Source organism: Niallia sp. WK069_GA_01 (assembly GCF_983173855.1).
In genome coordinates, this window is record NZ_OZ470138.1 from 1,794,788 (window position 1) to 1,814,371 (window position 19,584).

A 19,584-nucleotide genomic window follows, 5' to 3' on the forward strand; every position below is an offset into this window, starting at 1 on the left:
ATGTATGAATATAACGCATGCTACAAAAACAGTCAATTAGTTTAATAATTTTTTCCTATTGAAGGATAGTAAGTTTTAATTGTAGCTAGTTTTATGATAAAAAAAACAAAGGAGGGGACTTAGATGCCTTGGTTGCATATTTTTATTTTAATGCCATTTCTCTTCGCTATATTTGTCCCAATACTTTATAAAAAATTTGTTTCTCGCATTCACACAGGTTGGTTCGTATTCATCATACCGTTTGCTATATTTGTTTATTTAGTAACATTAATTCCCGAAATAGCAGATGGACATACATGGATTCAAACAGTAAGTTGGATTCCAGCATATGATATAAACTTTTCTGTCATGGTGGATGGTTTAAGCATTATATTCGGATTGTTGATTGCTGGTATTGGTTCTTTAGTTATTATTTATTCCATCTTCTATTTATCAAAGGAACGGGAAGCACTTCATAACTTTTATGTGTATTTATTGTTATTTATGGGTGCGATGCTTGGTTTAGTTTTTTCAGATAATCTTTTTGTTTTCTATGTTTTCTGGGAAATTACGAGTGTTTCTTCCTTCTTGCTGATTGCTTATTGGTATGAAAGAGATCGATCTCGTTATGGTGCGCAAAAAGCGATGCTGATTACTGTTTTTGGTGGACTCTGTATGTTAGCTGGATTTATTATGTTATCCATTATGGGAGATACAAATAGTATTCGTGCGTTAATTAATCAAGCAGATGTTTTGCCGGCTCATTCATTATTTGTTCCGGCACTCGTTCTCGTATTACTTGGAGCATTTACGAAATCTGCACAGTTTCCATTTAGTCTTTGGCTGCCAGATGCAATGGAGGCGCCAACACCAATTAGTGCTTATTTACACTCTGCCACAATGGTCAAAGCAGGGATCTATTTAGTAGCACGTTTAACGACTGTTTTTGGAGGGTCCTCTGAGTGGTTTTGGATTGTTTCTGGAATTGGATTGATTACCTTATTATATGGATCCGTAAATGCTGTCCGGCAAACCGATCTAAAAGCATTATTGGCTTATTCAACGATTAGTCAGTTAGGATTAATTATGAGTTTGCTTGGGTTAGGATCTGCTGCCCTTTATCCTGGTTATGAAGGACAAGAAGCCTCCTACTATGCAGCTGCGATTTTTGCAGGGATTTTTCACTTAGTGAATCATTCTACATTTAAAGGGTGTTTATTTATGGTTGTTGGTATTATTGACCATGAAACAGGTACAAGAGATATTAGGCGGCTTGGTGGATTAATGAGTATTATGCCTATCTCTTTTACGTTAACGCTGATTGGTAGTTTCTCTATGGCAGGTTTGCCGCCATTTAACGGCTTTTTAAGTAAGGAAATGTTTTTTACCGCAGTAAAAAATGCGGCAGAAATGAATATTTATCAAATGGACTCCATCGGAATTCTAATTCCAATCGTTGCATGGGTGGCAAGTGTATTCACCTTCATTTATTGTATGATTCTTGTTTTTAAAACATTTCGAGGGAAAAATAAAAGAGAGAAAATCGATAAAGATGTTCATGAAGGGTCATTTGGTTTATTGTTTTCTCCAATAGTCTTAGGAATATTGGTTATTCTCTTTTTCTTCTTCCCTAATGCTGTAGCGAAGTATGTATTAAAACCTGCTTTTGATGCTGTACTTCCAACGATTACAGATACGATAGAGTTAAAGAAAATAAGTGCATGGCATGGATTTAATGTAGAGCTCTTTATGACGATGGGAGTAGTTGCTTTTGGAATACTTCTATATGTGATACTACGAAAATGGTACAAATTGTATCGTCTATATCCACAAGTAATAACCTTTAATCATATATACAACGTTGGATTGGAATTCGGAGAAAAATCATCCAAAAAGATCACGGATTTTTATATGAACGGAATGATTCGAAACTATATTCTTTATATTTTTGCTTTTGTTTTGGTCGTGTTGGGTGGGTCGCTTTGGATGTTTGGAGGAGTAACGATTGATACTTCTCAAGATGCTCCGGTAAGCATCTATGAGATAGGTTTTTTACTTGTTATGGTGGTTACTGCTGTAACCGTGTTGCTTTCAAAATCTAGACTCACGTCAATTATTGCCGTAGGGGCATTAGGATATGTTATTTCGTTTTTCTTTGTATTATTCCGTGCTCCGGATTTAGCGTTAACACAGTTGGTAGTTGAAACGGTGACGACCGTATTGTTTTTATTATGCTTCTACCATTTACCACAGTTGAAAAAAGAAATTACTCGAATTCCATTTAAAGTAACAAATGCGATTATATCCATTGGCATTGGTGTACTTGTTACGATTATAGCGTTATCAGCAAATGGAACGAGGTTATTTGATTCTATTTCAGGATTTTATGAAAATTCGTACGATTTAGCAGGAGCAAAAAATATTGTAAATGCCATTCTCGTGGATTTCCGAGGAATTGATACGATGTTAGAAATTTTAGTTTTAAGTATGGCTGGATTAGGTGTGTATACACTTATTAAGTTAAAGGTATCAAAGGAGGATAAGAATGAAGAAGCCGAATGATTTATTGATTCGAAGTGTGGCGAAGATAGCTGTCGTGATTATCTTTACCTTTGCCATCAACCTTTTTGTTTCGGGTCACCATTATCCTGGTGGTGGTTTTATCGGAGGATTGGCATTTGCCTCCGGTGTAGTCCTCCTTTTTGTTGCTTATGATATTGAATCAGTACGCAAAAATATGCCAGTCGATTTTAAAGTGTTAGCTGCTGTAGGTGTATTAATTGCTGTTTTAACAGGAGTAGGGGGAATGGTGCTAAATAAAGCCTTTTTATTTCAGGCATATGGTTATTTTAATATCCCTATATTTGGGAAAACAGAGCTTGCCACAGCGGTGATTTTTGATATTGGAGTTGCTTTAGCTGTAATTGGAACAGCTTTAACGATTATTATGAGTATAGGTGATGATCGCTAATGGAAACATTAATGTCTATTGTAGTTGGGATACTTTTCGCCATTGGGATTTATTTAATTTTAACGAAAACACTTTTAAGAATTATTTTAGGAACTTCTATTCTAGGACACGGGGTAAACCTCCTCATTATTACAATGGGTGGCTTGAAAAAAGGTGGTCCTCCTTTATTAGGTCTTGCGGATGTTTCGTATGCAGATTCTTTGCCACAAGCACTATTATTAACGGCTATCGTTATTAATTTTGCAACAACCGCCCTTTTCTTAGTGCTGAGTTACCGTGCTTATAAGGTGTTGGGTACGGATAATACAGAGCAAATGAGAGGTGATGAGAATGAATAATATGTTAATCCTGCTCATTATTATACCGGTGATTGCCGGCTTATTAATGGTGATATTTAGAAACAAGATTCTTTTGCAAAGAGTACTTGGCATAGCAGCATTAGCAGCAGTTGGTGTTATTTCCGCTATGTTAATGGTTCAAATTAAAGCAGAAGGGATTCAAACCTTGCAGTTAGGTGGATGGCAGGCTCCTTTTGGGGTAAGCATGGTCGGTGATATGCTTTCGATTCTCCTTATTTTTGTGACAAGTATTGTTGCGATTTGCTGCTTATTATACAGCTTTTCTACGATTGGGGAAGAAAGGGAACGGAATTATTTTTATCCGTTATTTCTTTTTCTAATAACAGGAGTGAATGGTTCCTTTCTTACAGGTGATATTTTTAATTTATTCGTATGTTTTGAAGTAATGTTAGTAGCTTCTTATGTTCTTATCTCTTTAGGCGGTACGAGGGTACAACTAAGAGAGTCCGTTAAATATATACTTATTAATATTATTTCTTCCTTTTTATTTTTGGTTGCTATCGCTTTCCTGTATGCGATGACGGGTACCCTTAATTTTGCTCATTTATCGCTAAGGATTGCGGAGGTTGGCCAGGATGGATTAATGACGACGGTCGCTATCTTATTTTTAATGGTGTTTAGTTTAAAGGCAGGCTTGTTTCTTTTCTATTGGCTGCCAGGTTCTTATAGTGCACCGCCAACAGCGGTTGCGGCCATATTTGCTGCGCTTTTAACAAAGGTTGGCATCTATGCAATAATGCGTTTATTTACGTTGGTGTTTTACCATGACCCAGAGCACACACATTTATTTATTGGGATATTGGCGGCTGCAACGATGGTGTTAGGTGCAGTCGGTGCGGTGGCTTATCGTGATATTAAGAAAATTATGACATATAATGTCGTTATTGGCGTTGGATTAATATTAGCCGGGGTTGCCTCCTTTACAACTGTAGGGTTAACAGGTGCTGTGTACTATTTAATTCATGACATGATTATTAAAGCACTTATTTTCTTAGTAGGCGGAACGATTATCCATCTGACGGGTACAAGTAATTTAAAGGAAATTCATGGCTTAATAAGGCTTCACCCACAACTTGGATGGATGTTTTTTATTGCCGCTTTATCATTATCCGGAATTCCGCCATTTAGTGGATTTATCGGAAAAATATTTATTACAGAGGGAACTTTTCACGCAGGCTATTATTGGCTCGGCGCCATTGGCCTCTTTACAAGTCTAATGGTTCTGTATTCCATTATGAAAGTCTTTATGAATGCATTTTGGGGATATACGGATATAACATTGGAGCAGGAAAAAGGAACAACGAAAGGATTAATGCTTCCTATTACACTCCTTACGATATTAACGACTGTGTTAGGAGTAGGAACAGAATTTATTCATGAGTATGTTGATTTAGCAGTGGTAGATTTAATGAATCCAATCAATTATATAAAAGCGGTTTTAGGCGAGTGATAAAAATGCTTTTCGCAGATAGAAAGGGGTGGAAAGTCAATGCCCATGCAGGTTTTAATTAATTTGTTAATTGGTGTTGTGTGGATGTTTTTGCAGGATAATTGGAGTGTGCTTACCTTCTTTAGTGGATATTTATTCGGGCTATTAGTATTCTTTATTTTAAGAAGGTTTCTTCCAACTCCATTTTATATCTTAACATTGTTTAATGTGTTGAAACTTATGGTCGTTTTTATTCTAGAATTATTTACATCGAGTATCGTTGTCGTCCGCCAGATTATTCGTGCAAGAATAAATATAGCTCCTGGCATATTTACGGTAGAAACAGATCTTGAGGGGGATTTAGAGGTTTCTTTGTTGGCGCTTCTATTAAATCTTACACCTGGTTCTGTCATCATGGAAATTTCTCCTGATAGTAAAAAATTTTATATACATGCAATGGATGTGCCAACATCCAAAAACTCTGTTGCTCGTTCCATGCAGAGATTTGAACGAGCCATTAAGAAGGTGACAAGAGGATGATTGATACCATTTTATTTTGTTCGCTGTTATTTCTTACGTTATCTGTTTTAGGAACAGTTTACCGATTAATAAAGGGACCAACTGCCTCAGATCGTGTGCAAGCATTAGATTGTTTAGGAATTAATCTTATTGCTGGGGTAGCTATATTCTCTGTTTTATTAAGAAATACAGGATTTTTTGAAGTTATTTTATTAATTGGAATCCTTTCGTTTATTGGAACGATTGCCTTCGCAAGATTTTTGGAGAGGGGTTTTGTCATTGAACGTAAGTAGTCTGATTGAATTCATTGCCGTTATTTTAATCCTGATTGGAACAATCTTTTGCTTCCTTAGTGCCATAGGTTTAATAAGGCTACCTGATGTATACACCCGCTCACATGCTGCTTCAAAAAGTGCAACAATTGGTGTTTTGTTTACACTTGTAGGAACATTTACTTTTTTTATAGTCGAAGGGTATTTTAGTATCCGATTATTTTTAGGTATTTTCTTTGTGTTTTTAACAGCACCAGTTGCCTCTCACGTTATTGTTCGTTCTGCTTATCGTTCTAATGTGAAGTTGGCAGATATAAGTGTGCAAGATGATTTAAAAGAAGCAATGAAGAAAGACGAAAAAATCAATTCAAGTGAATGAAAAAAGGAAAAAAGTCGAAAGCAAAGCGTAGCAACTATCTTTGGAAAAAGTAAGATAAACAAATTTGTACCATTTTAAAAGGCAGAGGATGAAAGAAGAGGACTCCTTTTAGGTGATTATAACCTAAAAGGAGTCCTCTTTTTATAAGGTAACAAGTATAAAATGTTGAAATGTGAAGAGTGTCTAGCTTTAGTGAGTATTTCCCATGCCTCTAACAGTAAAAAGCGTTTTTTTAAGTCATGTAAATATTTTTCTTCAGAGCTGTTCAAAGGATCCAATGTCGCACCGAATGATCCGGAGAAACGCGGGATTATTGTGGGGAAACGCGGAATTATGAGTAGAAACGCGGAATTATCTCGAGAAGCGCGGAATTATGAGGAGAAACGCGGAATTATCTCGAGAAGCGCGGAATTATGAGTAGGAACGCGGGATTATTTTGAGAAACGCGGAATTATCACGAGAAACGCGGAATTATGAGTAGGAACGCGGAATTATCTCGAGGAACGCGGAATTATCTCGAGAACGCGGAATTATTCATCACAGCCCCTCATTTGTCGTTCTGTTCAAAATAGTATACTATCGAAGAAAAACAGGAGTCTTTAGAAAAAAGGGTGAGTGCATTGGACCAAGTGTTAGTTAATATGAAAACAGCAGAAAAGCGTTTTGCATATATAAAGGATAAAAGATTAGAGCAGCTGTATATTCAGCAGCCTCAGCAAGTTTCTACGGTTGGGAATATTTATTTAGGACAAGTCACTAAAGTGATTCCAGGAATGAATGCGGCATTTGTGGAAATTGGAGAAGGCAAAGGAGGCTATTTGCAGAAAGAAAAGCTTGCTTCTTATTCTGCTGATCAACGAAAGATAGAACAGAAGAAAAACGTTAGCATTTCTGCTTTTGTCAAGCAGGGGGAACGCATTCTTGTGCAAGTCGTTAAAGATGCGGCTGGAACGAAGGGGCCAAAATTAACCGGAATTTTGGAGTTGTCGGGGGAACATCTTGTTTATATGCCATATGGTCGTTATATTGCCGTTAGTAAAAAAATAGCGAACACAGAAAAAACGCATTTTCTACGAGCATTAGGAAAGGAATTAACGACAGAGCAGGAAGGTGTTATTTTTCGCACATCTGCTGCAAATAGTGTAAAGGAGCAATTGAAGGTAGAATTTGAAAGTTTGCAAGCGGAGTTTCAAGGGATAATAAAGCAAGCAGCAAATGGGAAGAAGGTTAAGACATTAGTAGAACAAGATGATTTTGAAAAAGAATTAGGAAAATTGCTGGAAAAACTTCAAGAAGCAGAAATAATGGTAGATGATTTAGAGGAAACAAAAAAATGGAGTCAACGCTACCCCCATTTAAACATACAATTTTATCAACAAAAAAACGCACTTTTTTCTTTTTATGATATGGAAAAAGAAGTAGATAAGGCGTTAAAGAGAATTGTTTGGCTCGACAATAGTGCTTATTTAATTATAGATGAAACAGAAGCATTAACGACAATTGATGTAAATACTGGGAAATATACAGGGAAACAACAAGTAAAAGAAACCGTTTTTCAAACAAATAAACTTGCGGCAATGGAAGTGGTACGACAGTTAAAAATTCGGGATATTTCAGGTATTATTTTAATTGACTTTATTGATATGCCAGCATCGGATCAAGATAAGATAGAAAAGCAAATGATTACTTATCTACACCATGATAGCAGGCAGACCAAAGTACTTGGTTTTACATCCCTTGGTATTTTACAAATAACAAGAAAAAAAACGGTTAAGGCACTAACAGAAGTTTTACATACTAAATGTGCTGTCTGTGATGGAACGGGAACCGTATTAAGTGCAGAAAGTGTTGCTTTTCGATTAGAAAGAGAGCTGTGGGAATATCAATACTCAGACTATGAAAAAATAACAATAGAAGCAACGAATGATGTAGCTCGCGTATTTTCAGGAGAAAAAGACAAGCATAAGATGAGACTAGAAGAACTATTAGGCTTGAAGCTGGAATTTCAATACTCCAATATGTCAAAGCCTTATTATTCGATTATTTATGCGCATTGAGGAAATGAAAACTCATGGACTGCTTGTTGACAGTGGCAAAGAAACATGATAGTATTTTACTGTTGTTTGTAGCACCCGTGCTCTACAACCGCTCAGAACAGGTAAGTAAGCTTTTGCACCTGCAAAACGCCTGTGATTGGCGAGTCTTAGTCTAACAAGGAGGTGCAGTTTAATGTACGCAATTATTGAAACAGGCGGTAAGCAAATTAAAGTTGAAGAAGGTCAAGCTATCTACATTGAAAAATTAAATGCAGAAGCAGGCGAAACTTTTACTTTTGACAAAGTTCTTTTCGTTGGTGGAGAAAATGTAAAAGTAGGAAGCCCAGTTGTTGAAGGCGCTACTGTTACAGCTAAAGTTGAGAAACAAGGCCGTCAAAAGAAAATCATCGTTTTCAAATATAAAGCGAAGAAAAATTACCGTAAAAAACAAGGTCATCGTCAACCGTATACAAAAGTTGTTATCGAAAAAATCAACGCGTAAGGTTGAGCTTGTATGATCGATATTACGATTAACAAAGCAGACTCTGGTCTTATTGAATCGTTTTCCATTAGCGGTCATGCCTTATTTGCAAATAAAGGAAATGATATTGTATGTGCAGGAGTTACAGCGGTTTCCTTTGGAGCTATTAATGCTGTTATCGCCCTTACAGGTATTACGCCCATTATTAAGCAAGGAGAAGATGGTGGTTTTTTAAGTTGCAAGATTCCAAAAGAAATGGCGGATGAAAGCAGGCAAAAAATACAGCTTCTTTTAGAAGGTATGATTGTTTCACTGGAAACGATTGAAAGAGACTATGGAAAATACGTGGCTATCACTTATAATTAAATAGGAGGTGGAACGAATGTTAAGATTAGATCTTCAGTTTTTCGCATCGAAAAAAGGGGTTGGTTCTACAAAGAACGGACGCGACTCCATTTCAAAACGTTTAGGTGCTAAACGCGCAGATGGTCAATTAGTAACTGGTGGAAGCATTCTTTACCGTCAACGCGGTACAAAAATCTATCCAGGAGTAAACGTTGGTCGTGGCGGTGATGATACACTATTCGCAAAAGTTGACGGAATCGTTAAATTTGAGCGTCTTGGTCGTGATCGCAAGCAAGTTAGCGTATACCCAGCAGCACAAGAAGCTTAAGCTTCATACGATAGGCTGACTCAATTTTTGAGTCAGCCTATCGATTTGTATAGAGCAATAAAACGATGATAGATAAGGTTTGTCGTTTATCCCACTCTTAACGGGCAGTAAGACCTCCGTCTCAAGATTTCGAGAAATCGAGGAAGATAGGCATTGAAACTCGCCCGTAAAGGTCCGATAAGTGTAACTAACCATCAATGGGGGGATGAGAACCCCTTCTCTGATGGAAGTTTACTTTATATGAGGGCTATCCACCATAAAGCTCCCTTCCCCATTTCTAGGTGTATCAGCAGCTTAATAGAAATGGCTTTCTTTTAGGGAAGGGCTAATGGGGACAGCCCTTTTATATTGATTTTAGAAGCTTCATTGGATAAAGGATCCTATATAAGTGCGTGTTCAAAAGGAGAATAAAAGGATCAAGAGTTCGCGGGGACTTCACTTTTAGCATCGTCCTTCACAGGATGTGAGCGTTTTTAGCGGGATCCTCTAGTTAGGTTAGCTATGTGAGAAAGTGAAAGTTAAGCCGAAGAAAAAATTCGACGTGTCCCTTTTTACCGGACTTTTTGAACAATCTCTATAAAGTTCATGTTGCCTTCAACTCTTAGACAGAAAGCAGTGTGTCTTGCTCTCTGTCTAAGAGTTGAATCATTTTCATGTATCCCATCATCAGTTGCATCTTGCAGCTACTGATGGAATAATAAAAAGGGCTAATATTTGCGCAGCCTTTCCCTGAGTGAGACTCTGACTATAGGAAATTCTTTATGTAGGGGTATAATTGAAAAGTTATTCGAAATGGGAATTTTTCATTTTTTATCCTATTATTTTTTACGCTATGTTTACTTTTTTGTTATACTAACTTCAAGCAGTCTTCTGACACTTAATAACCGTGTAGGAGTACAGAGATGAATAAAGACTGGAATACAATAGATTTTTTAAGGCATGTACGTCATGATTGGTTAAATAAAATTCAATTAATAAAAGGTAATTTAGCATTAAATAAAGAGGAACGTGTGAAAGAAATTATAGAAGTTATTATAATGGAAGCGCAGAATGAAGCAAGATTATCCAATTTGGACATTCCTCAATTTGCGACATTGCTGTTAACATGCAATTGGGAAAGTTATGCTTTTCAATTAGAGTATGAAGTATTAAACGAAGAAAAGTGTCTATTTATAGAAGACGCCGCAATTACGGAATGGACAGCCAAGTTTTTTGGGATGTTACATGAGAGTGTTAAGACATTTTCAGAAAATCATTTATCCGTATCTATTGATCCACAATTGACAAGTGTTCGTTTGTATTTTGATTTTAGCGGAATAATAGAAGATAAAGCAGCTATCCATCATTTTTTGAAAACAGAAGCTTCTGAGCATATGAAGGTGGAGCTTCAAGAATTAACAGAAAAAGAATTAACACTTGAGTTGTTAATATACCCGAAAAGCACTAAAAATTAAAAATGTTTTCATTTTTAGTTTTTAGTTCGGTCGTTTACAGGAGGAAAAAAGATATGTTTGTCGATCAGGTCAAGATTTATGTTAAAGGCGGAGACGGTGGCAATGGAATGGTTGCTTTCCGCAGAGAAAAGTATGTACCAAAGGGCGGACCAGCTGGTGGAGATGGCGGTAAAGGGGCAAATGTCATTTTTGAAGTGGAAGAAGGATTGCGAACATTAATGGATTTCCGCTATCAACGTCATTTTAAAGCACCTCGTGGTGAACATGGAATGTCCAAAAATCAGCATGGAAGAAATTCAAAAGACATGATTGTAAAAGTTCCACCAGGGACGATTGTTTCAGATGCTGAAACGAAGGAAGTAATAGCAGATTTGACAGAGCATGGTCAACAAGCAGTTATTGCTCGTGGCGGCAGAGGAGGACGTGGAAACTCAAGGTTTGCTAGTCCATCCAATCCAGCTCCAGAACTTTCCGAGAATGGAGAGCCAGGACAAGAAAAAGAAGTGGTACTAGAATTAAAAGTATTAGCAGATGTAGGGTTAGTTGGATTCCCAAGTGTTGGGAAATCAACCTTGCTTTCTGTTGTATCTGCTGCTAAACCAAAAATTGCGGATTACCACTTTACAACAATTGCTCCGAATTTAGGAATGGTAGAAACGGAAGACAGCCGAAGTTTTGTTATGGCAGATTTACCTGGACTAATTGAAGGTGCTCATACTGGTGTCGGTTTAGGGCATCAATTCCTTCGTCATATCGAAAGAACAAGAGTAATTGTTCATGTGATTGATATGGCATCAATCGAAGGAAGAGATCCATATGAGGATTTTATAACAATTAATAAAGAACTGCAGGAATATAATATGCGTTTGTTGGAACGTCCACAAATTATTGTTGCCAACAAGATGGACATGCCAGACGCAGAAGAAAATTTGAATACCTTTAAAGAGCAGTTAACAGAGGATTATCCTATTTTCCCAGTATCTGCGGTAACTAGATTAGGATTAAGGGATCTTTTATTTGCTATTGCGGATAAATTAGAACATACACCTGAATTCCCATTAGAAGAAGTGGAAGAAGAAGCAGGTATTCACCGAGTTGTTTATAAACATGAAGCAGATGAACGAGAATTTTATATTTCAAGAGATTCTGATGGAAGTTATATTTTAACTGGTGATGGAATTGAAAAGCTCTTTAAAATGACTGATTTCTCACGTGATGAGTCTGTAAGAAGATTTGCTCGTCAGATGCGTGGAATGGGTGTCGATGAGGAGTTAAGACAACGTGGTGCAAAAGATGGGGATATTGTGAAGCTAATGGATTATGAATTCGAGTTTATTGATTAATGTCGCTAGTCCTTATGAGGTGAGGAAATGAAACAGTATAATTTCGATCAGAAATTTTTTCTAATTCAGGAAAGTGTGCTGCCTGAAGCAATGAAAAAAACGCTCGATGCTAAAGAGTTATTGGAAAGAGGAAAAGCGGAATCTGTTGCTGATGCTGTTCAACAGGTGGACTTAAGCAGGAGCGCTTTTTATAAATACAGAGATACCATTTTTCCTTTTCATACGATCGTTAAAGAGCGTTTAATTACACTGTTTTTCTATATAGAAGACCGTTCAGGAACACTTTCCAAATTGCTTGGTGTAGTTGCTTCTGGTGGATGCAATGTTTTAACGATCCATCAGACAATTCCTCTTCAAGGCAGGGCAAATGTTACCCTTTCTTTAAATACAGCAGGGATGGAAATTTCCATTGATGCATTATTAGAAAGATTGAGGGAATTAGAGTTTGTCGAGAAAGTGGAAGTATTAAGCTCAGGCGCATAAATGTATTCGATAAAAAATGGAAGAGGCGAACAAAGAATCAAAATACTCTTTGTTTGCTTATTCCTTTATTTTGTTCGCCCCTTTTTATCCGTTCATAAATCAAAGGAATATTTAAAGGGTTATTTTTTACATAGAGAAAATTCAGAATAAAAACAAGAGTGGGAAAATGTGGAGGAGAATAGAAGTGAAAGTAGGTTATTTAGGACCAAAAGCAACATTTACAAATATAGCAGTGAATAATATGTTTCCAAATGAAGAGGCAATTCCCTATTTAACAATTCCTAATTGTTTCGACGCTGTAATGTTAAATAATGTGGATGTTGCTTTCGTGCCTATTGAAAATACGCTTGAAGGCTCTGTTAATATTACATTAGACTATTTAATACATGAAGTGAATATCCCGATAAAAGGGGAGGTCACTGTTCCGATTAAACAACAATTAATGGTTCATCCAAAATATAAGGAGCAGTGGAAGGAAATAGAGGTGGTGTATAGTCATTCTCATGCAATTGCGCAATGCCATAAATTCCTTCATTCACAATGGAAGGGCATTCGTTGTGAGAATACAACTTCTACAGCTGCGGCTGCGCAGTATATTAAGGAGCACCCGGAAATAAAAGGGGCGGCAATTGGAAATGAACTGACAGCTGCAGAATATGGATTAACCATTGTAAAAAAGGATATCCATGATTTTGCTAATAATCATACTCGTTTTTTAATTCTTTCAAAAGACGAAATCGATTTTGCGTCGCCATATTGCATACATAAAGGGGATAAAACAAGTTTAATGGTGACTTTGCCGGCAGATAGGTTTGGCGCATTACATCAAGTTTTATCTGCATTTGCATGGAGAAAGCTTAATTTAATAAAAATTGAATCGAGGCCAACAAAAACTGGGCTTGGAAATTACTTTTTTATTATTGATCTTGATCGGAAAATGGATGATGTGTTAATTCCTGGTGCTATTGGAGAACTTGAGGCGATTGGGTGTAATGTACAATTATTGGGAAGTTATCCTTTTTATACGATTAGATAAAGGGTTAGTGAATATATTCGTTTTTGTTTTTAGGGTGAGGCTTTGGCGCTCTCGAATAGTCCGTAGCCTGCATACACTTCGCTTTCCTGTGGGCGAGCGATGAGCCTCCTCGCTGTGCTGCGGGGTCTCGTCTTTCTCGCATTCCCACGGGAGTCTTCGTGTATGCAGGCTGCTCCCTGCTGATAAACTTAAGAAGTCTGCTTCTTTTTATGCGCATGGTGCAAATTTGATTTGTATGGGTGTTTATTCTGAAACGAGGATTTGTCTGTCTCGAATAGTCCGCATCCTGCATACACTTCGCTTTCCTGTGGGCGAGTGTCGAGCCTCCTCGCTGTGCTGCGGGGTCTCGTCTTTTTCGCAATCCCACGGGAGTCTTCGTGTATGCAAGCTGCTCCCTTACTAAGATAAATACAAAGAGGCTGAGATATAACTAAATAGTTAATAGGTAAAGACGAACATTCTCTAATTTAGCACGTAAATGGTTACTTCCCTATACTGGTTATTTATGTTTTTTCATCTAGTTAACTCAAACTTCGCACCATCAAATTCGTTTGCAAGTCTTGATATTACTTGGTTTAAGAACAATAAAATGGGAGGCTTGTTTTTTATTGTGGGGGTTGCTTTTCACTACGGGTTGCTTCGCTTTCCGCGGGGTGGGAGCTGAGCCTCCTCGGCGTTGCCTTGCGGGGTCTCAGTCTTCCCACCCTCCGTTACAAGCACCTGTTTTAGAATAAGTTCTTGTCTTCGAATTTCATGACAAGGTATCATTGCTAAACCATAGTATCGATGGAACAAGCGTCACTCACCTCCCTTTTATTAGGTTTCATTTTTTTATTGCCCCGTGAATAGCTCCCCTTTTAACCACTCATTTTTTTACTGCTGTTATTTTTCTTTTAAGAATAAACATTAGCTTACTGGAGCCTTAAATTGATTCTGCGACCCGTGCTTTTCGTTTTGTGAAAGGATATCATTTTAGATGGAAGCATATTAAGTCAATACATGAAGAAGGATTTATAACTGCGAAGTTTTTGTTCCATTGCGCTACAAACACTCGTTTTCCTCTACTTCTCGTAGGAGTCGAGTGTCTTCCGCTCCATTTCACTTTGTTTTAAAGGTGATTTTCTAAAACCAAATTCTTTTACCAAGAAAAAAATGAAATAGATTGGAAAATGGAGCAGCCTGAATACACGTAGACTCCTGTGGGATTAGCGAGACAGCTGAGACCCTGCAGGCCAAGGGCCGAAGCGGCTCAGCGCGAGCCCCACGGAAAGCGAAGTGTATACAGGCTGCGGGTGTTTACCACAAACATTCTTTTTTAATCTTCCATTAAGAATTTTGCTTCTCGTAAGGCGTCTTCTGCTTCTTCCAAAGTTTCCATGGATGCGGCGCTTATTGTATGGAGATGGATGCCTCCAGTTAGTTGCGACAAATAAGTAGCATTTGTATTTTTAATTTTTTTCATGAATTTTTTTACTTCGTTTCGGTTGGATACAAGGATTGAGGCTGTTAAATCGCCATAAACTGGATGTTCAATCTTCACGTCTTTTACCGTAACCCCATTGTCGACTAATAAATTTAATTCTTCTTCTGTTCTTTCAGGTCCATGATTGCAAGCAACGATTTTTTCATAAAGAACTGGCTTTGATTGTTGTAAGTATAAATATCCTTGACTTGTAGCAATAATGGGTTCATTTTTTGCTTTTAGCAATGTAATATCTCCGACAATAATTTGTCTGCTGACATTTGTCCGCCTTGCCAGTTCACTTCCCGTAAAAGGACGTGCATTATCTTGTAATAAGGAAAGAATAAAGGAGCGTCTTTCGTCACCTAAAAGTTTTTTTGAATCTGTCATCGAATTTCTCCTTTTGTTAAATGGTTTATTTTAAATAGCGAAAAGTTGATTTATGTATTAATAGAACGTTTCGAAAAAAACTTGCTGTTTAATAAGGCATGTGAACATTTTTCTTCAGAGCTGTTCAAGGCGCCCTGCGGTTTTCTTATTGTTCAATACCAAGTTATGAAACAAGTGAAGAGGAATTTATAACTGCGAAGTTTGAGTTAGTAGGTTAAATCCTCATAGTTCTTCTTATTCTAGAATATACATAACTAGAATAAACCAAACTACTTGTTCTATTTTATCAAAATGAGTAATAATTCCGCTATTAAAATTATTTTTTACATGGAAAAGAAAAATTTCGGAAGAGATAGAAGAGTGGTCAGAAGCGTCAGGAAAGAAAACAAACTTTCAATATGAAGAACATAATTTTTTGTGAAATGGCATAGATTTTTGTGTAGAACAATAACAATTTCAACTTACTAACATAGACTATATGGACATATGCATAGGAGGGAATCTATAGTGAAAATCCATATCGTACAGAAAGGGGATACTCTTTGGAAAATCGCGAAAAAATATGGCGTGAGTTTCGAAGAGCTTAAGATGTTAAATTCCCAGCTCAGTAATCCAGATATGATTATGCCCGGTACAAAGATTAAAGTTCCGACAACTGGAGGACATGTAATTAAAGAAGCTCCAATTGCGGGGATAAAAAAAGAAATGCCAATACAGCATCCTCATGTAAAGGAGATGCCGAAAGCAGAACATCCTTTTGTAAAAGAAAAACCAAAAACATTGCCGATCAAGGAAATTCCGAAAAAAGAGATGCCAAAAAAAGAAGTGCCAAAAAAAGAAAAACCATACACTCCTAAAATGCCAACACCAATTATTCCAGAGATTGATATTAATAATTATTATTCCATGAACATGACAAATGTGGATGTAGATGTGGACATAGAAGAAAAACCGCAGCCTGCACCAAAACCGATTGTAAAAGAAAAACCACCAAAAATGCATGTAGAAGCACCAGTTCAGCAAGAAGTATGTCCACCAATTATTCCATATCAACCGTATTGCTATGATGTATCACCAATGATGCCAGGATCTGGATTTCCACCAGGAGTTTGTCCACCGGAGCCTATAGCGTCGGAACAAATCCCAATTCAATACGAAACATTGCCTGGTGTAGCACCGACAAATTATCAGCCATGGCAGGATGAGTCATCTTCTTGCAACGATGTGTCTTATCCATCTCAATATGGAGAGGTAGCTGGTGCTTATAATCAAAATCCATATGGCATACAGCCTGCACCAGCTTATCCAGAGGCAGGAAATATTCCACAAGAGTATTACCAACAGCCATTGGTGACTTACGGGCAAATGCCTGCTGAAAATGGTCATGTTATTTCTCAACAGTATAAACAGGAATCTTCTGATTATATAGGAACACCGAGTACGCCTGCAGCACCGTTCCAAATGCCATACACGGCTCCAGCAGCGGATGATTGTGGATGTGGTGCTCCATTTACGCCACAACCAGGCTATGCTTATCCTGAACAGGGATTCAGCCCGCAGATGGGAGCCTATCCATTTCCAGAAAATTATGGAGCAGGAGCACCACAAGGTCAACCAGGATTTAATCCACAGGCAGGAGGCTATCCATTCCCGGAAAATTATGGAGCAGGAGCACCACAAGGTCAACCAGGATTTAATCCGCAGATGGGGGGCTATCCATTTCCGGAAAATTACGGAGCAGGAGCACCACAAGGTCAACCAGGATTTAATCCGCAGGCAGGAGGCTATCCATTCCCGGAAAATTACGGAGCAGGAGCATCACAAGGTCAACCAGGATTTAATCCGCAGGCAGGAGGCTATCCATTCCCGGAAAATTATGGAGCAGGGGCACCACAAGGTCAACCAGGATTTAATCCACAGGCAGGAGGCTATCCATTCCCGGAAAATTATGGAGCAGGAATTCCACAAGGACCTCAAGGATTTAGACCAGAATTGTCCGTGCCACAACCGTTTCCAGGCGTATTTAATCCGATTCATCCATTTGCACCGGGAGCACCAGCAATGATGCAAAGTCCATATCCTCCAGGTTCTATTGGCAACACACCGGTATCTGGATACCCTGGGGAAGAAGAGATCAATCAGCAAAATGGTCATCATATACCGCAGCAAATACCAGGAGAGGTGACACCGCCAATTCTCGGTCCAGGTGGAACAGCACCCGTTTATATGCCTCCATACAATGGGAATTATGCTCAGCCACCATTAATAAACCCATATGGCGTAGATGCAAGAACACCGTTTGGAATGCCATATTATCAGGACGATGAAAGCAGCGATTATGGAAATTAACAAAATGGGAGACGATGATTTTTTATATCGTCTCCTCTCTTTATTAAAAAAACAAATTCCTTATTCGATAAACGGAATAGGGAGAATTAGAGCAGATGTATATTTAGTTAAAACAGATCAAGTTTGGTTTATTTTAAAACGGTATAGCAGCTATCAGAAGTTAAAAATACAAGAAACGTTCACACATTCTTTATATATGGAAGGGTTTACAAATACATACCGTTTTTATTTATTTAATGAGGAACCACTTATAGTGGATCGAAACCTTTATGGATGTATAGAATACATTCTTCCAAATAACCAAGCATTCTCTTATGCTAATAAAGCAAACAGACAGGAAGCATTAGATGTTTTAAATAAATATTATGAAACAACTACAAAATTAGTGGACAGTTATAAATATATCCTTCCTAAACATCAAATGATGGAGAAATGGCTGGAAAGGTATAGTCAGTTTAAACGAAATAGATCAATTATCCGATATTTTTTAGACGAGCAGCTAATTAATCAATTAATGTATTGGGCAGAATGGTCATTAGAACACTTAGAAAGAGAACGACATTTTTTTGAAAACGGAAATAATGTTATTTTACATGGCGATGTTGCGCACCATAATTTTTTGCGTGGAAAAAATGATTTATTATATTTAATTGACTTTGATTTGATTAGTATTGGTCCAACAAGTGTTGATTATGTACAGTTTGCAACAAGAATTTTACCTCTTATAAATTGGTCTTTTTATCAATTAGAGAAAATAGATGTGTTTCAGCCGTTGCTTAAAAAGAAACAATTTCTGATTGCTTTGGTTTACCCAACAGATATCCTTCGAGAGTGGAATCGTTTGATTCGCCAGAATAAACAGACAGATAAGCGGAGCATTCAACAATTGTTGCAATTAACAACCAATCAATTTGCCAAAAGGAAAAAATTTATCCAAAAGATAATAAAAATTGTAGGAAAAATGGAATAATAAAATAGAAGAACTGCCTATACTTAACAGGATGAAAGTTCCCCTTTGTACAGAAAATATAAAAGAGCAAGGATAAGCTCTTATATTAAAAAGGGGGACAATAGCTTTGAAGAAAATAAAACAGACTTCCTTCCTTCTTGGCCTTTCTATTTGCCTAACAGGATGTGGCATACAGGATGAAGAGGCGAATAATAAAAAATTAAATGCAGCACAACCTCTTGGCTATTATTCGAATGAACATCATGAAGACAACAATAATGGCGTAAATGCCAGAATTTTAGACGGAGAAGATAATGATGGGCCAGTTACGGAAATCATGGATCATACCTTTGGTGAAGAAGGAGAACAGCGTGATTCAATCGTCCGTAATATAAATAATAATCGAACAAGAAATCAGGATAATTGGCAAAATAACCAAGTTGAGAAAGAAAACAGCTATGATGCAGCTTTAGCAAACAAAATAGATGCTGCAGCAGGGAAAGTGGCAAATGTACAAGAAGTTCAATCTGTTGTTTATGGAAATCGAGTGCTTGTTGCAATACAAGTAAAAAATAGTGAAAATATAGAGACGACAAAAAATAAAACACAAAGAGAAATTAATTCCTATACAGATAATAAAGATGTATCGATTGTAACCGATAAAGGAATATTTAGCGGAATTGAAGACATTAATAAAAAAATTAGAGACGGACAACCAGAAAGAACCATATCTGAATCGATTGAAAATATGTTTAAAACAGTGGACCGGGAAGTGAGTAGGTAATTCCCCGAAGTTTCAGCTTGCTGTAACGAGTTCATTTATAATTGTTTCTAATAAAAAGAGCGAAGACAACGGTTCTTCGCTCTTTTATTAGTTCAAGTACACGAATTATGCTGCATCGCCTAGTTATGGTGAGTGAATTCTACAAGATTTGTTCTATATAAAGAAATAATTATTGTTATTAAAGCAATAATTACGGTATAATAAAATAAATATTCGTTATAAAGAACAAATTGAGC

20 protein-coding genes and 1 other annotated feature are annotated in these 19,584 nt (G+C 37.2%); of the genes, 19 read left to right on the forward strand and 1 reads right to left on the reverse strand.

Annotation, left to right across the window (positions count from 1 at the left end; genetic code table 11):
• Positions 1-123 precede the first annotated feature (123 nt).
• From AC5LWL_RS08400 to pheA, 16 genes are all read left to right on the forward strand, one after another.
• Positions 124-2,541, forward strand: coding sequence for a Na+/H+ antiporter subunit A (locus tag AC5LWL_RS08400; RefSeq protein ID WP_493433888.1), 2,418 nt, complete (start codon positions 124-126; stop codon positions 2,539-2,541).
• Entirely contained in the window at positions 2,525-2,950 is a 426-nt protein-coding gene (locus AC5LWL_RS08405; protein WP_493433889.1) for a Na(+)/H(+) antiporter subunit B, read from the forward strand. Before AC5LWL_RS08400 ends, AC5LWL_RS08405 begins: the two co-directional genes overlap by 17 nt.
• On the forward strand, positions 2,950-3,288 hold the full coding sequence (locus AC5LWL_RS08410) for a Na(+)/H(+) antiporter subunit C (RefSeq protein WP_493433890.1): 339 nt from the start codon (positions 2,950-2,952) through the stop codon (positions 3,286-3,288). The genes AC5LWL_RS08405 and AC5LWL_RS08410 overlap by 1 nt, the downstream gene beginning before the upstream one ends.
• On the forward strand, positions 3,281-4,759 hold the full coding sequence (locus AC5LWL_RS08415) for a Na+/H+ antiporter subunit D (RefSeq protein WP_493433891.1): 1,479 nt from the start codon (positions 3,281-3,283) through the stop codon (positions 4,757-4,759). The genes AC5LWL_RS08410 and AC5LWL_RS08415 overlap by 8 nt, the downstream gene beginning before the upstream one ends.
• A gap of 39 nt (positions 4,760-4,798) precedes the next feature.
• Positions 4,799-5,278 carry a Na+/H+ antiporter subunit E gene (locus AC5LWL_RS08420; protein ID WP_493433892.1) on the forward strand — a complete coding sequence of 160 codons (480 nt, stop codon included), beginning with the start codon at positions 4,799-4,801 and terminating at the stop codon, positions 5,276-5,278.
• Complete coding sequence (locus tag AC5LWL_RS08425) at positions 5,275-5,550, forward strand: Na(+)/H(+) antiporter subunit F1 (protein ID WP_493433893.1); 276 nt, start codon at positions 5,275-5,277, stop codon at positions 5,548-5,550. Before AC5LWL_RS08420 ends, AC5LWL_RS08425 begins: the two co-directional genes overlap by 4 nt.
• The gene (mnhG, locus tag AC5LWL_RS08430) at positions 5,537-5,908 is read left to right on the forward strand and encodes a monovalent cation/H(+) antiporter subunit G (RefSeq protein WP_493433894.1); all 372 of its coding nucleotides are present in this window, start codon (positions 5,537-5,539) and stop codon (positions 5,906-5,908) included. The genes AC5LWL_RS08425 and mnhG overlap by 14 nt, the downstream gene beginning before the upstream one ends.
• 162 nt (positions 5,909-6,070) lie before the next feature.
• Positions 6,071-6,325, forward strand: a complete 255-nt coding sequence (locus AC5LWL_RS08435) for a hypothetical protein (protein WP_493433895.1) — start codon at positions 6,071-6,073, stop codon at positions 6,323-6,325.
• A gap of 212 nt (positions 6,326-6,537) precedes the next feature.
• On the forward strand, positions 6,538-7,965 hold the full coding sequence (locus AC5LWL_RS08440) for an Rne/Rng family ribonuclease (protein WP_493436570.1): 1,428 nt from the start codon (positions 6,538-6,540) through the stop codon (positions 7,963-7,965).
• Positions 7,966-8,041: 76 nt separating this feature from the next.
• Positions 8,042-8,122: a sequence feature (ribosomal protein L21 leader region), on the forward strand.
• A 15-nt stretch (positions 8,123-8,137) separates the two neighbouring features.
• Complete coding sequence (gene rplU, locus AC5LWL_RS08445) at positions 8,138-8,446, forward strand: 50S ribosomal protein L21 (protein ID WP_493433896.1); 309 nt, start codon at positions 8,138-8,140, stop codon at positions 8,444-8,446.
• Positions 8,447-8,458: 12 nt separating this feature from the next.
• Positions 8,459-8,791, forward strand: coding sequence for a ribosomal-processing cysteine protease Prp (locus AC5LWL_RS08450; RefSeq protein ID WP_493433897.1), 333 nt, complete (start codon positions 8,459-8,461; stop codon positions 8,789-8,791).
• Between the two features lie 16 nt (positions 8,792-8,807).
• Entirely contained in the window at positions 8,808-9,098 is a 291-nt protein-coding gene (rpmA, locus tag AC5LWL_RS08455) for a 50S ribosomal protein L27 (protein ID WP_445490145.1), read from the forward strand.
• A gap of 902 nt (positions 9,099-10,000) precedes the next feature.
• Complete coding sequence (locus tag AC5LWL_RS08460) at positions 10,001-10,552, forward strand: Spo0B C-terminal domain-containing protein (protein WP_493433898.1); 552 nt, start codon at positions 10,001-10,003, stop codon at positions 10,550-10,552.
• Positions 10,553-10,605: 53 nt separating this feature from the next.
• Positions 10,606-11,895: a GTPase ObgE gene (gene obgE, locus AC5LWL_RS08465; RefSeq protein WP_493433899.1), complete on the forward strand. Its 1,290-nt coding sequence runs from the start codon at positions 10,606-10,608 to the stop codon at positions 11,893-11,895.
• Positions 11,896-11,922: 27 nt separating this feature from the next.
• On the forward strand, positions 11,923-12,378 hold the full coding sequence (locus tag AC5LWL_RS08470) for an ACT domain-containing protein (RefSeq protein ID WP_493433900.1): 456 nt from the start codon (positions 11,923-11,925) through the stop codon (positions 12,376-12,378).
• A gap of 184 nt (positions 12,379-12,562) precedes the next feature.
• Positions 12,563-13,414 carry a prephenate dehydratase gene (gene pheA / locus AC5LWL_RS08475; RefSeq protein WP_493433901.1) on the forward strand — a complete coding sequence of 284 codons (852 nt, stop codon included), beginning with the start codon at positions 12,563-12,565 and terminating at the stop codon, positions 13,412-13,414.
• A 1,315-nt stretch (positions 13,415-14,729) separates the two neighbouring features.
• Here pheA and AC5LWL_RS08480 read toward each other — a convergent pair.
• Positions 14,730-15,266: a transcription repressor NadR gene (locus AC5LWL_RS08480; protein WP_493433902.1), complete on the reverse strand. Its 537-nt coding sequence runs from the start codon at positions 15,264-15,266 to the stop codon at positions 14,730-14,732.
• A gap of 507 nt (positions 15,267-15,773) precedes the next feature.
• On the opposite strand from AC5LWL_RS08480, the gene safA reads away from it, so the two are divergent.
• The 3 genes from safA (at position 15,774) to AC5LWL_RS08495 (ending at position 19,348) form a co-directional block, all read left to right on the forward strand.
• Positions 15,774-17,615 (forward strand): SafA/ExsA family spore coat assembly protein, encoded by a 1,842-nt coding sequence (safA, locus tag AC5LWL_RS08485; RefSeq protein ID WP_493433903.1) that lies wholly within the window; start codon positions 15,774-15,776, stop codon positions 17,613-17,615.
• Complete coding sequence (locus AC5LWL_RS08490; protein ID WP_493433904.1) at positions 17,590-18,585, forward strand: phosphotransferase; 996 nt, start codon at positions 17,590-17,592, stop codon at positions 18,583-18,585. Before safA ends, AC5LWL_RS08490 begins: the two co-directional genes overlap by 26 nt.
• Before the next feature lie 106 nt (positions 18,586-18,691).
• Positions 18,692-19,348 (forward strand): YhcN/YlaJ family sporulation lipoprotein, encoded by a 657-nt coding sequence (locus tag AC5LWL_RS08495; RefSeq protein ID WP_493433905.1) that lies wholly within the window; start codon positions 18,692-18,694, stop codon positions 19,346-19,348.
• Positions 19,349-19,584 lie beyond the last annotated feature (236 nt).